Source organism: Cellulomonas sp. SG140 (assembly GCF_025770785.1).
Classification (GTDB): Bacteria; Actinomycetota; Actinomycetes; order Actinomycetales; family Cellulomonadaceae; genus Cellulomonas.
Genome location: NZ_JANZLA010000003.1, coordinates 434,824 through 447,269, shown reverse-complemented (window position 1 = coordinate 447,269; position 12,446 = coordinate 434,824). Strand labels below are relative to the sequence as shown.

Annotated in this window: 10 protein-coding genes; 7 read left to right on the top strand and 3 right to left on the bottom strand. The window is 74.9% G+C overall.

Going from position 1 to position 12,446, the window contains the following annotated elements; all coding sequences use genetic code 11:
- Window positions 1–81: 81 nt before the first annotated feature.
- On the top strand, window positions 82–1,290 hold the full coding sequence (glgA, locus tag N0B34_RS08500) for a glycogen synthase (protein ID WP_263730917.1): 1,209 nt from the start codon (window positions 82–84) through the stop codon (window positions 1,288–1,290).
- A 61-nt stretch (window positions 1,291–1,351) separates the two neighbouring features.
- Here glgA and N0B34_RS08495 read toward each other — a convergent pair whose 3' ends face one another.
- On the bottom strand, window positions 1,352–2,113 hold the full coding sequence (locus N0B34_RS08495; protein WP_263730916.1) for a hypothetical protein: 762 nt from the start codon (window positions 2,111–2,113) through the stop codon (window positions 1,352–1,354).
- Window positions 2,114–2,115: 2 nt separating this feature from the next.
- Complete coding sequence (locus N0B34_RS08490; RefSeq protein ID WP_263730915.1) at window positions 2,116–4,599, bottom strand: DNA topoisomerase (ATP-hydrolyzing) subunit A; 2,484 nt, start codon at window positions 4,597–4,599, stop codon at window positions 2,116–2,118.
- Window positions 4,600–4,718: 119 nt separating this feature from the next.
- On the opposite strand from N0B34_RS08490, the gene N0B34_RS08485 reads away from it, so the two are divergent.
- The 4 genes from N0B34_RS08485 to N0B34_RS08470 are packed head-to-tail and all read left to right on the top strand — an operon-like array spanning window position 4,719 to window position 9,939.
- Complete coding sequence (locus N0B34_RS08485; RefSeq protein WP_263730914.1) at window positions 4,719–7,451, top strand: GNAT family N-acetyltransferase; 2,733 nt, start codon at window positions 4,719–4,721, stop codon at window positions 7,449–7,451.
- A 37-nt stretch (window positions 7,452–7,488) separates the two neighbouring features.
- On the top strand, window positions 7,489–8,073 hold the full coding sequence (locus tag N0B34_RS08480) for a DUF5998 family protein (RefSeq protein ID WP_263730913.1): 585 nt from the start codon (window positions 7,489–7,491) through the stop codon (window positions 8,071–8,073).
- Window positions 8,070–9,251 (top strand): alkaline phosphatase family protein, encoded by a 1,182-nt coding sequence (locus N0B34_RS08475; RefSeq protein WP_412175717.1) that lies wholly within the window; start codon window positions 8,070–8,072, stop codon window positions 9,249–9,251. The genes N0B34_RS08480 and N0B34_RS08475 overlap by 4 nt, the downstream gene beginning before the upstream one ends.
- A 22-nt stretch (window positions 9,252–9,273) precedes the next feature.
- On the top strand, window positions 9,274–9,939 hold the full coding sequence (locus N0B34_RS08470) for a thymidine kinase (protein WP_263730912.1): 666 nt from the start codon (window positions 9,274–9,276) through the stop codon (window positions 9,937–9,939).
- A gap of 10 nt (window positions 9,940–9,949) precedes the next feature.
- On the opposite strand, the gene sepH is transcribed toward N0B34_RS08470, so the two are convergent.
- Window positions 9,950–11,026 carry a septation protein SepH gene (gene sepH / locus N0B34_RS08465; RefSeq protein WP_263730911.1) on the bottom strand — a complete coding sequence of 359 codons (1,077 nt, stop codon included), beginning with the start codon at window positions 11,024–11,026 and terminating at the stop codon, window positions 9,950–9,952.
- Window positions 11,027–11,125: 99 nt separating this feature from the next.
- Here sepH and N0B34_RS08460 point away from each other — a divergent pair, with 99 nt between their 5' ends.
- Together N0B34_RS08460 and N0B34_RS08455 are read left to right on the top strand one after the other, a co-directional pair.
- Window positions 11,126–11,983, top strand: a complete 858-nt coding sequence (locus N0B34_RS08460) for an inositol monophosphatase family protein (RefSeq protein WP_263730910.1) — start codon at window positions 11,126–11,128, stop codon at window positions 11,981–11,983.
- 155 nt (window positions 11,984–12,138) lie between these two features.
- Window positions 12,139–12,438 carry a DUF4193 domain-containing protein gene (locus tag N0B34_RS08455; RefSeq protein ID WP_263730908.1) on the top strand — a complete coding sequence of 100 codons (300 nt, stop codon included), beginning with the start codon at window positions 12,139–12,141 and terminating at the stop codon, window positions 12,436–12,438.
- The last annotated feature ends 8 nt before the right edge of the window (window positions 12,439–12,446 follow it).

The following is a 12,446-nucleotide window of genomic DNA, read 5'->3' as shown; positions in this document are numbered from 1 at the left end:
GCAGCCCCAGCGAGGCGGCTCCCGTCAGGCGCGCTAGCGTGTCGCCCGTGGCCCCGCGGGGGCCGGGCGAGGAGGCCTGACGTGCGCGTCGATCTGCTGACCCGGGAGTACCCCCCGCACGTGTACGGCGGTGCCGGCGTGCACGTCGCCGGGCTGACCGGCGTGCTGCGCGACGTGGTCGACGTGCAGGTGCACTGCTTCGACGGGCCGCGTGACGACCCGGGCGTGCACGGCTACGACGTCCCCGCCGAGCTGAGCGACGCGAACGCGGCCCTGCAGACCTTCGGCGTGGACCTGGCCATGGTCGCCGGCATCACCGCCGGTACCGACCTGGTGCACTCGCACACCTGGTACGCCAACCTCGCCGGCCACCTGGCGGGGCTCCTGCACGGCGTGCCCCACGTGGTGACGGCGCACAGCCTCGAACCGCTGCGCCCCTGGAAGGCCGAGCAGCTCGGTGGCGGCTACGCCCTCTCGAGCTGGGCGGAGAAGACGGCGTACGAGGCGGCCGCCGCGGTGATCGCGGTCAGCGGCGGCATGCGGGCCGACATCCTGCGCTCGTACCCGGCGGTCGACCCGGCGAAGGTGCACGTGGTCCACAACGGCATCGACCTGGACTCCTGGCGGCGACCCACCTCGGAGGCGGACCTGGCGCGTGACGAGCAGACGGTGCGCGAGCTGGGCATCGACCCGAGCCGCCCGTCGGTCGTGTTCGTCGGGCGCATCACCCGGCAGAAGGGCCTGCCCTACCTGCTGCGTGCCGCCGAGCTGCTGCCGCCGGACGTGCAGCTGGTGCTCTGCGCCGGTGCGCCGGACACCCCGGAGATCCTCGCCGAGGTCAGCGGTCTCGTGGAGCGGTTGCGCGAGCGGCGCACGGGCGTGGTGTGGATCGAGCGGATGCTGCCGCGCGCCGAGCTGGTGGCCGTGCTGTCGCACGGGACGGTGTTCGCCTGCCCGTCGGTGTACGAGCCGCTCGGGATCGTCAACCTCGAGGCGATGGCGGTCGACCTGCCGGTGGTCGGCACGGCGACGGGCGGCATCCCCGAGGTGGTCGACGACGGCGTCACCGGTCGGCTGGTGCCCATCGACCAGGTGCAGGACGGGACGGGGACCCCCACCGATCCGGACCGGTTCGTGCGGGACCTGGCGGCCGCACTCACCGAAGTGGTGTCCGACCCGGTGCGCGCCGCGCAGTGGGGTCGCGCGGCCCGGCAGCGGGTGGAGGACCACTTCTCGTGGTCCGCCATCGGGGAGCGGACGCTCGAGGTGTACCGGTCCGTTCTCGCCTGACGAGGGCGCGGGGACGCGGGGACGCCCGGGCGGGCCATCGAGCAGCGGACGTCGCGCGGGGTCAGGCGTCCAGCGTCGTCGCCGCCGCGGCGAGCGCCCGACGTGCCACCCGATCCACCTCGCGCAGCGCGGTGGACCGCTGGTCGGCCTGCCACAGGTTCACCGCGCCGCCGTCGTCCTGCGTCGCCAGGCGGACGATCGCGCGCAGCCGCGCGGCGCTCGCGAGCACCCGGACGCGACGACCCTCGATGCCCACCGGCAGTCGGGACGCCGGCAGCACCGCGTCCCGGACCGCACCGATCTGCGCTGCGGCCTCCGGCCGCCACCGGGCCACGTCCAGGTCGACCAGCGCCTCGGTGGCCGTCGCGAGGCCCTCGCGCAGCTCCCGCTCGGCGTCCGCCAGCGATCCGAGGTGCGCCAGCACGCCAGGACGCCAGTCGCCCGTCTCCACCACCGTCCACGTGACCAGGTGGCCGAAGTCGATCGCGGAGCCGAACCGCTGGATGTGCGGCACCAGCGCGCGGCAGCCTCCGTCGGCCGTCCGGAGCAGCACCGCCTCGCCGGCCACCGTGGCGGCCTCCGTCACCTCGCGCGGCGCCGATGCGGGGTCACCGGGCACCGGCAGCACGGCGGCGGCCTGCGCGACGGGGCGGACCGTGGCCGCGAGGAGGCCGCGCAGGTCGGGCGGCTCGACGCCAGGCACGGTGTGCGGCTCGTCCTCGTCCTCCACCGCGGCGCTGGCGGTCGTCGCGTCCGCCCGGACCGCCAGCCACAGCGCGAGCACCACCGAACGGGGCAGCTCGAGGGTGGACGGGGTGTGCACGGTCAGCCGATCGCGTGCACCGGGGCGGCGAGGGGAGTGCCCGAGCCGTCACGGCGCTCGTCGAGAGCCGGCAGCGCGACGGCTTGACCGCCGGAACCGGTGGCACGGGCCGGTGCCGGGCCGACCCAGGCCTGCAGCAGCGTGTCCTCGCCCTTCAGGAACCGCTGGGACCGGACGCCGCCGGTCGCTCGGCCCTTCGCCGGGTACAGGTTGAACGGCGTCACCTTCGCGGTACCCGCCTGGGTGCCGGGCAGTGCGTCCGCGCTGCCCGCGACGGTCGCGACCACGGAGTCGTCCGCCGCGCCGGCCGGCACGACGGCGAAGGCCACGACCCGTCGGCCGGCGGCGAGGTTGATCCCCGCCATGCCACCGGCGGCCCTGCCCTGCGGGCGGACCGCAGCGGCTCCGAAGCGCAGCAGCGACGAGTCGGAGGAGATCAGCACCAGCTCGGCGTCGTCGGGGCCCGCGGCCGCGCCGACCACCGTGTCGCCCTCCTTGAGGCTGATCACCTCCCACGAGTCCCGGTTGCCCGGGGCATCACCCGGCAGCACCCGCTTGACGGTGCCCTGCGCGGTGGCGAGGGCGAGCGGGGGCGCGTCGGCCGCGAGGGAGGCGAGTGCGACGACGTGCTCGCCGCGCTCCAGACCGATCACCTCGCCCACCGGCACACCGCCCGACAAGGACGGTGCTCCGTCGGTGGGCGGCAGCCCCGGCAGGTCGACCACCGGGACCCGGACCACCCGACCCCGGTCGGTGACGGCACCGACCTCGGACCGCGCGGTGGTCGGTACGGCGGACGTGAGGGCGTCGTGCCGGTGGCGCTGACCGTCGGCCCCACGGGACGGGACCTCGTCGGAGGCCGTGCGGGCCAGCAGGCCGGTGGCGGACAGCAGCACCCAGCACGGGGAGTCCGCGATCTGCAGCGGCGCGGCACCGGCCGCAGAGGTGCGCGCAGCCGGAGCGCCGCTGAGGGAGGGACCGCCGGCCGACTCCAGCAGGATCGTGCGTCGTGGAGTGCCGTACGCGGCGGCGACCTTGGCCATCTCGTCGGACACCTGGGTGCGCAGCAGGGCGTCGTCCGCCAGCAGCGCCTGGAGCTGGGCGATCTCGGCCGTCAGCTCGGCCTGCTCGCGCTCCAGCTCGATGCGCGAGAAGCGCGTCAGCCGCCGCAGCCGCAGCTCGAGGATGTACTCGGCCTGCGGCTCCGACAGGTCGAACACCGTCCGCAGGCGTGCGCGTGCGGCCTCCGCGTCGTCCGACGAGCGGATGACCTGGATCACCTCGTCGATGTCGAGGATCGCGATCAGCAGGCCCTCGACCAGGTGCAGGCGTTCCTGCCGACGGGCCAGCCGGTACGCCGACCGGCGGCGCACCACGCTCACCCGGTGGTCGACCCAGACCTGCAGCAGCTCGCGCAGGCCCAGGGTGCGCGGCTGACCGTCCACCAGCGCGACGTTGTTGATCGCGAACGACTCCTCGAGAGGCGTGAGCCGGTACAGCTGCTCGAGCACTGCGTCGGGGTCGAAGCCCGACTTGACCTCCACCACCAGCCGCAGGCCGTGCGTGCCGTCGGTGAGGTCGACGGCGTCGTTGATGCCCGAGATGCGCTTGGCCTTGACGCCTTCGGAGATCTTCTCGATCACCTTCTCCGGCCCGACGCCGAAGGGCAGCTCCGTGAACACGATGCCCTTGCGCTTGGGCGTGACGCTCTCGATGCGCGCCGTCGCGCGGGTGCGGAACGCGCCCCGCCCCGTGCGGTACGCCTCGCGCACGCCGTCCAGGCCGACGATCTTGCCGCCACCGGGGAGATCGGGCCCGGGCACGAACCGCATGAGGTCCTCGAGGCTCGCCTCCGGGTGCAGCACCAGGTGCCGGGCGGCGGCGATCACCTCGACCAGGTTGTGCGGGGCCATGTTGGTCGCCATGCCGACGGCGATCCCGGTCGCGCCGTTGACCAGGAGGTTCGGGATCGCGGCCGGCAGCACCGACGGCTGCATCAGCTTGTTGTCGTAGTTCGGGACGAAGTCGACCTCGTCCTCGTCGACACCCTGCGTCATCGCCAGGGCGGCCGGAGCCAGGCGCGCCTCGGTGTACCGGGGTGCGGCCGGACCGGCGTCGAGGGAGCCGAAGTTGCCGTGCCCGTCCACCAGGGGCAGTCGCAGGGAGAACGGCTGGGCGAGACGCACCATCGCGTCGTAGATCGCCGAGTCGCCGTGCGGGTGCAGCTTGCCCATCACGTCGCCCACCACCCGGGCGGACTTCACGTACGGCCGGTCGGGGCGCAGGCCCATCTCGCCCATCTGGAACAGGATGCGGCGCTGCACCGGCTTGAGCCCGTCCCGTGCGTCCGGCAGGGCCCGGGCGTAGATCACCGAGTACGCGTACTCGAGGAACGAGCCCTCCATCTCGTTCGCGACGTCGATGTCGACGATGTGCTCGACGAGGTCGTCGGGAGGCAGCGAGGGGGTGGCCGGGCGGCGCGCCATGCGGGCGGGACTCCTGTCAGAGGGGGTGGATCGCGACCATTGTCGCCGCCGACCGGCGTCGCACCCGCACGGCACGCCCGCACCGGCTCGTCGTGAGGGTGGCCCGATAGCCTCGGACCATGTCGTACCCCGACGCCACGGCCGCCGACGGCCCGGCGGGCTACCCCGCCGCCTGGGAGGCGGACGTGGTGCTGCACGACGGCTCGACGGCGCGGGTGCGCCCCATCCGTCCGCAGGACGCGGACGCGCTCCAGGCCTTCCACGTCGGCCAGTCGGAGCGCTCCACCTACCTGCGGTTCTTCGCGCCGCTCGGCCGCCTGTCCGACCGCGACCTCGAGCGGCTGGTCACCGTGGACCATCGCGACCGGGTGGCCCTGGTCGCCCTGGCGGGGTCGGCCGGCGAGGAGCGGATCATCGGCGTCGCGCGGTACGACCGGATCGACCCGGACACCGCCGAGGTCGCGTTCAACATCGCGGACGCCCGGCAGGGCCTCGGCCTGGCGTCCGTGCTGCTCGAGCACCTCGCCGCGGCGGCGAGAGAGCGCGGGGTGCGCCGGTTCGTCGCCGAGGTCCTGCCGCAGAACGGCCGGATGATCTCGGTGTTCCGGGAGGCCGGCTACGAGGTGCGGCAACGGACCGAGGACGGTGTCGTCGCCGTGTCGTTCGGCATCGACCCGACCGACCGCTCGCAGGAGGTGATGGCCGACCGTGAGCACCGGGCCGAGGCGCGGTCGATGCGCGCGCTGCTCGAGTCGAGGTCCGTCGTCGTCGTCGGACCCGGGACCGACGACCCGCGGCCCCTGCACGTCGGCATGGTCACGCGCGTGCTCGCCGGGCTGGCCGCGGCGGCGACCAGCGGGGCGGTCGTCGTCCACGCCACCGGTGTCCCCCCGGAGTCGCTCGCCGGCACCGGTGCCACCTGGTGGCCGGACCTCGAGTCGGTACCGGGTCCGGTGGACCTCGCGGCGGTCGCCGTGGCGGGGGAACGGGCCGAACCGGTGGTCCGGGCGCTGTCCCGGCTGTCGGTGCGAGCGGTCGTGCTGCTGTCCTCAGGATTCGCCGAGGACGGGGCCGCGGGCCTGGAGCGGCAGCGTCGGCTGCTGCGGACCGCGCACGGTGCGGGCATGCGGATGGTCGGCCCGGCGTCGTACGGGGTGCTCGCCACGGGCCCGGACGGCACGCTGGACGTGTCCCTGGCGCGCAGCGTGCCCGTGCCCGGTGGGATCGGGCTGTTCTGCCAGTCGGCACCGTTCTCGGTCGCCCTCCTGTCGGCGCTCGAGCACCGCAACCTCGGCCTGTCGCAGTTCGTCTCTGCCGGCCACCGCGCGGACGTGTCCGGCAACGACCTCATGCAGTTCTGGGCCGAGGACGAGCAGACCGTCGCCGTGGGCCTGCACATGGAGTCGGTCGGCAACCCGCGCAAGTTCTCCCGGGTCGCGCGCCGGCTCGCGGCGGTGAAGCCGGTCGTCGTGATGACGGCGGGCCGCTCCGGACAGGTGGTGCCGCCCGGCCACGCCGTGCGGGCCACCCAGGCGCCGGCGCGGGTGCTCAGCCAGGTGATGCGCCAGTCCGGGGTGATCCGGGTGGACAACACCCACCAGATGTTCGACGTGCTGCAGCTGGTGGCGCACCAGCCGCTGCCCTCGGGACGCCGCACCGGCATCCTGGCCAGCTCCGCGTCGGCGGCGACGCTGGTCGCCGAGCTCGCCGCGACGCACGGGCTCCGGATCGGCCGGCACGTGTCCCTCGTCCCGGAGGACGCGGCACCGGAGGTGCTCGAGCAGGCGGTGCACGAGCTGTACGACGAGCCGGACCTCGACGCCGTGATCGCCGTGCGGATCCCCGTGGTCGGGGAGCTCGACCCGACGGTGGCGCGGGCCGTCGCCGAGGCAGCGGTGCGCACGGGACGTCCGACGGTGGCGGTGATGGGCGGTCTGCACGGCGTGACCGACGAGCTGACGGCGCCCGGTCCCGACGGCGAGCCCCGCACGGTGCCGGCGTACGCCACGCCGGCCGACGCGGTGCTGGCGCTGGGCCACGCCGCTCGCTACGCCCGGTGGCGCGCAGCGGACCGCGGTGCCCCGTTGCACCCCGAGGGCTTCGACCTGCGCGCCGCGCGCCGCCTCGTCGACGAGTGGCTGCCCGCCGACGCGGGACCAGAGGTGCGGCTCGAGCCGGACCGGACCGCACAGCTGCTCGCCTGCGCCGGTATCGGTGTGCAGCGGACCATCGGGGTCCACGACGCGGACTCCGCCGTGGCCGCGGCGGACGAGCTCGGGTGGCCGGTCGCGGTCAAGACGACCGTCCCGGCCCTGCGGCACCGTGCCGACCTGGGCGGGGTGCGGCTCGACGTGGGCGACGAGGCCGAGCTGCGGGCCGACGTGGCCGAGGTGCTCGAGCTGGCGGCCTCGCTCGGACCGCCGCCCGCGGGCCACCCCCTGGAGGTCCAGTCGATGGCGCCGCACGGCTCCGCGTGCGTGATCCGCTCGGCGGAGGACCCCCTGTTCGGTCCCGTGATCAGCTTCGGGCTCGCCGGCGACGCCACGGACCTGCTGGGGGACACCGCGTACGGCGTGCCGCCGCTGACGGACGTCGACGTCGGCCAGCTGGTGCGGACGCCTCGCACCGCACCGCGGCTCTTCGGCTACCGCGGGCTGCCCGCCCTCGACGTCGTGGCGCTGGAGGACGTGGTCGCGCGCGTCTCGGTGCTCGCGGACGGGCTCCCGGAGCTGCGTCGCCTCGAGCTGAACCCGGTCGTGGTCGCCGAGCACGGTGCGGTGGTGCTCGCGGCGGCCGCGACCCTCGCGCACGCCGACCGCTCGGACGCCACCCGCCGCCTGCCGCGCACGTGACCTGCAGCGCCGCCCGGCGGGGTGGGAGGATGGTCCGGTGCCTGCCGTGACACCCCTGGACAAGGACCTGCACCGCGACCTGCACCGCGCGGGGTACTACCCCGAGCTGGTGGCCGACGTGCTCGACGTCGCGCTGGCGGGCGAGCCGGTCGAGGCGCACCTCGTGCACCCCGAGACCACGTTCGACGACGCGGAGGTCCGCCGTCACGTGACCGTCCTGGTGCTCACACCGACGCGCCTCGTGGTCGCCCACGTGGACGACCACGCGCCGGACGCCGAGCACCCGTCGGCCTCGGCATCGGCCACCACCGAGGCCGTGCCGCTGCGGGAGCTCCGGTCGGTGGCGCTCACCCACGTGGTCGACGACCCGCAGCGGCACCGCCAGGGCCACGGTGCGCTGGAGCTGACGATGGTGATCGGGTGGGGCGCCGTGTCCCGCGTGGACCTCGAGCCGGCCACCTGCGGGGACCCGGAGTGCGAGGCCGACCACGGCCTGACCGGCACCCTGGCCCCGGACGACGTCGTGCTCCGGGTGAGCTCGGTCGCGGACGGTGCCGAGGCCGTGCGTGCGGCTCAGACGTTCGCCCGCAGGCTGTCCGCGGCCACCGCGGCGACGCGGTGACGCACCTCGTCGGTGGTGGCCGCACTCCCGCACCTGGCGCCGACGACGAGCTGATCGAGCCGGACCTGCTCGGACGGTCGCTCGGACAGGTGCTCCCCGCCGTGGCCGGTGCCCTCGGCGTCGACCTGCCCGGCGCCGACGCCGCCCGCGCGCTGCTCGGCCTGCCGGCGGCCGAGCGGGTGTGCGTCGTGCTGGTGGACGGCCTCGGCCACACCAACCTCTCGCAGCGGTCGGGCCACGCGCCGTTCCTGCGGTCGCTCCTCGTCGGTTCGGCGCCCCTGACGACCACGTTCCCGTCGACGACCGCCACCGCCATGGGGACCTTCGGCACCGGACTGCCGCCGGGTCGTACCGCGATGCTGGGCTACACCGTCCGCGACCCGGCGACGGGTCTGCTGGGGAACCTCGTCTCGTGGACGGACCTGCCCCCCGCGGAGACGTGGCAGCCGGAGCGCAGCGTGCTGGGCAGGCTGGCGGACGTCGGCGTGCGGGTGCTCAGCGTCGGGCCGGCGCGCTTCCAGGGGTCGGGGCTCACCCGGGCGGCGCTCTCCGGTGCGGCGTACCGGCCCGCCGAGTCGCTCGACCAGCGCGTCGACGTGGCCGCCCGTGAGCTGCGCCGGCCCGGGGTGGCCTACCTCTACTGGGGCGACGTCGACAAGGTCGGCCACCACGCGGGCTGTGACTCGTGGGAGTGGGGAGACGCGCTCGAGGCCCTCGACGCCCAGCTCGCCCGCCTCGCTCGGCTGCTGCCGTCGGGCACGCTGCTCCTGGTCACCGCCGACCACGGCATGGTGGACGTCGACCCGTCGCTCCGCTGGGACGTCGCGCGCACACCGGCCCTCGCCGAGGGCGTCGCGCTCGTGGCGGGGGAGCCGCGCGCGTTGCACCTCCACCTCGACCCGGCCGCCGAGGCCGCCGACGTGGTCCGGCGCTGGCAGGACGTGCTGGGAGACGGGGCCGTCGTGCGGACCCGCGAGGAGGCCGTCGCCACGGGGTGGTTCGGGATCGTGGCGGACCGCGTGCGGCCGGTGATCGGCGACGTCGTCGTCGCCACCACCGGACGGGTCACGGTGGTGGACTCCCGCACGCAGACGCCCGCGTCGCTGGGCCTGGTCGGGGTGCACGGGTCGCTGACCCGGCAGGAGATGCTGGTGCCCTGCCTCGTCACGCAGGTGTGAGAGAGCTTCGAGGGAGACGCGGATGGCCGAGCTGGTGTTCTTCTCCGGCACCATGGACTGCGGGAAGTCGACGCTGGCGCTGCAGATGCACCACAACCACGCCGCACGCGGGCGCGACGGTGTGCTGTTCACCCGGCACGACCGCGCGGGCACCGCGACCATCTCCTCGCGCCTCGGCCTGGCACGGCGCGCGAACGAGGTCGACGACGACACCGACTTCTGGGCGGAGGTGGTGCACCGCCGCACGCACGGCCGCCCGGTGGACTACCTGATCGCGGACGAGGCGCAGTTCTATACCGCCGCGCAGGTGGACCAGCTGGCACGGGTCGTCGACGAGCTGGCGGTCGACGTGTTCGCGTTCGGGATCAGCACCGACTTCCGTGCCCGGCTGTTCCCGGGGTCGGCGCGGCTCGTCGAGCTCGCCGATCGCGTCGAGGTGCTGCAGGTACGTGCCCTGTGCTGGTGCGGGCAGCGCGCCACGCACAACGCCCGCACGGTGGACGGTGTGATGGTGGTCGAGGGGGAGCAGGTGGTCGTCGGCGACGTCGCGGGCACCGCCGAGGTCGCCTACGAGGTGCTCTGTCGTCGGCACCACATGCGCCGGATGACGGCGGCGACCGCACGTGCCGCCGCCCCGACCGCTCAGACCTTGCTGACGGCCACCACCGGCCAGCCCGCCGAGGCCTGAGCGCGGCGGTTCACTCGGGCTTGGCGCCGAAGACGATCTCGTCCCAGCTCGGCACCTTGGCCCGGCCCCGCCGGCTGCGCGGACGGTCCGCCGCGGGTGCCGGCTCGTCGGGCGGCCCTGCAGGGGCGGGCACCGTCGCGACCGGCGGTGTCTCGCCGGCCGCGTCCTCGGTCTCGCCGGGGCCGGCCGCGTGCAGGTGCGCCACCGACAGCACCCGGGCCTCGGCGACGGGGTCGGCGTCGACGGGGTGCGCGCCGGGCACCTGCTGCTCGAACGTGCCGAGGTCGAACGCCCGCTGCGGTCCGAATCCCTCGAACCGCTCTCCGTCGTCCTCGTCGTCCTCGACGTCCAGGCCCTGACGGACGCCCCGGCGGCTGCGCAGGTCGTCCAGCAGGGCGGCCGTCCGTTCGACCGGGTCCGCGACCGGCTCGTCGTCCTCGCTGTCGAGCGGTGCCGGATCCGAGCGGAAGTCGAAGACGACGTCGCGCACCGCCGCCAGGTGGCGCCGTCCCACGGGCTCGTCGAGCTCGGTCTCGGACAGCCACCGTGCCTCGTCGTCGAGCGCGACGAGGGCGTGCGAGGCGGCGTCGAAACTCCACCTGGCCTCACGCGGCTCACCCCCGACGACGAAGTGCGCCAGCACCGTCCAGGGCGATGAGCCGTCACGGGCCGCGTCCCAGCCCAGCGTGCTGACGTCGACCCCGCGGGCGGCCAGACGGTCGGTCACCAGGTCGCCCAGCGCGGGGGAGCCGTTCTCGTGCCCGACGTGCGCCGACCGCGCCTGCTCGGCGATGTACTCCCGCTCGGCGAGCACCGGACCGTCGTAGCGACGCACGGCCTCGACGGGCAGGCCCGCGGAGTCCGCGACCTCCTGCGCCGTTGCACCCGCCCGGATCCGCGCCTGGATCTCCCGGGGGCTGAGAGTGCCCGCGCGCTCCGAGCGCAGCTGTTCCAGCTGCGGACGGTCCCGGCGGACGGCAGCCCGCAGCGGCTCGTCGATGCGCAACCGGAACCGCTGTCCGTCGGGGCCGGACAGCACCAGGTGCTCCCCGTCCTCGTGCAGTCCCACCAGCTCGAGCTCGCCCATGGCCTCTCGCCTCCCTTCCGGCGCCCAGGTTGCCACCCATCCGGCCCAGCGCGGCGCACCTCGGCCGGTGAGCCGCGAGCCCTGCGGCAGGATGGAGGTGTGAGCCAGCACCGCACCCCGACGGACCCCGACGTCGTCGCAGAGCTCCGCTCCGTCGCCGAGGCGGTGGCGCGGGAGGCGGGAGCGCTGGTCGGCGACGGACGCCCGGACCGGGTCACGGTCGCCGCGACCAAGTCGAGCCCGCAGGACGTGGTGACCGCCATGGACCTCGCCTCCGAGGCGCTGCTGCGGCGCAGGCTCGCGGAGCTGCGGCCCGGGGACGCGGTGCTCGGCGAGGAGGGCGGCTTCGAGCCGGGCAGCACGGGCATCACCTGGGTCGTGGACCCGATCGACGGGACGGTGAACTACCTGTACGGCCTGCCGTCGTACTCCGTCTCCGTCGCGGCGGTCACGTCTCCCGACCCCGCCGTGGCGCCGTCGCCGCACACGTGGACGGTGCTGGCGGGCTGCGTCCACGCCCCGACGATCGGGATCACGTACACCGCGGGACGCGGTTCCGGTGCGTGGCTCGACGGCCGACCGCTGCACGTGCCGCCCGCACCCGCGCTGCCGGACGCCCTGCTCAGCACGGGTTTCGGCTACGTCGCGCAGCGCCGACGCGCACAGGCCCGCGTGGTGGCCGACCTCCTGCCGCGCGTGCGGGACATCCGCCGCATCGGGTCGGCCGCGCTCGACCTCTGCTCGGTGGCGGCGGGCACCCTCGACCTGCACTACGAACGGGGTCTGCAGCCGTGGGACATGGCGGCGGCCTCCCTGATCGCGGAGGAGGCCGGAGCCGTCGTGACGGGGCTCCGCGGTCGCCCCGCGGACGCCGAGATGACGGTGGCCGGGGCGCCCGTCCTCGTCGCCGAGGTGGTGGCTCTCCTCGAGGCGCTGGGCGCCGACTCGGACGAGTGACGTCACGCTCGACGAGGTGCTCGGCGAGACCTGGTCGCGCCGCGTTCGCATCCCCTCGGGATGTGGTGCACAATCCCCTCCGCGCGGGGAACAAACCGCGCCCGCTGAGCATTGAGCACCCGTACCCCAGACCAGTCCACGGAATGTGAGCCCCCATGGCGACCGACTACGACGCGCCGCGCAAGACGGAGGAGGACCTCAGCGAGGACTCGCTGCAGGAGCTCCAGGCCCGGCGCTCGGACAAGAACTCGGGCGTGGTCGACGAGGACGAGACCGAAGCAGCCGAAGGCTTCGAGCTGCCCGGCGCCGACCTGTCCGGCGAGGAGCTGTCGGTGCGCGTGCTGCCTCGGCAGGCCGACGAGTTCACCTGCTCCCGCTGCTTCCTGGTGCACCACCGCAGCCAGCTCGCCTACGAGCGCGACGGCCAGCCCGTCTGCTCGGAGTGCGCCGCCTGAGCTGTCCC

Bases quoted from the DNA above. Each gene is read 5' to 3' on its own strand.
- sepH (WP_263730911.1), bottom strand. From the start codon at position 11,026: ATGGGCGAGCTCGAGCTGGTGGGACTGCACGAGGACGGGGAGCACCTG.
- N0B34_RS08470 (WP_263730912.1), top strand. From the start codon at position 9,274: ATGGCCGAGCTGGTGTTCTTCTCCGGCACCATGGACTGCGGGAAGTCG.
- N0B34_RS08485 (WP_263730914.1), top strand. From the start codon at position 4,719: ATGTCGTACCCCGACGCCACGGCCGCCGACGGCCCGGCGGGCTACCCC.
- N0B34_RS08490 (WP_263730915.1), bottom strand. From the start codon at position 4,599: ATGGCGCGCCGCCCGGCCACCCCCTCGCTGCCTCCCGACGACCTCGTC.
- N0B34_RS08455 (WP_263730908.1), top strand. From the start codon at position 12,139: ATGGCGACCGACTACGACGCGCCGCGCAAGACGGAGGAGGACCTCAGC.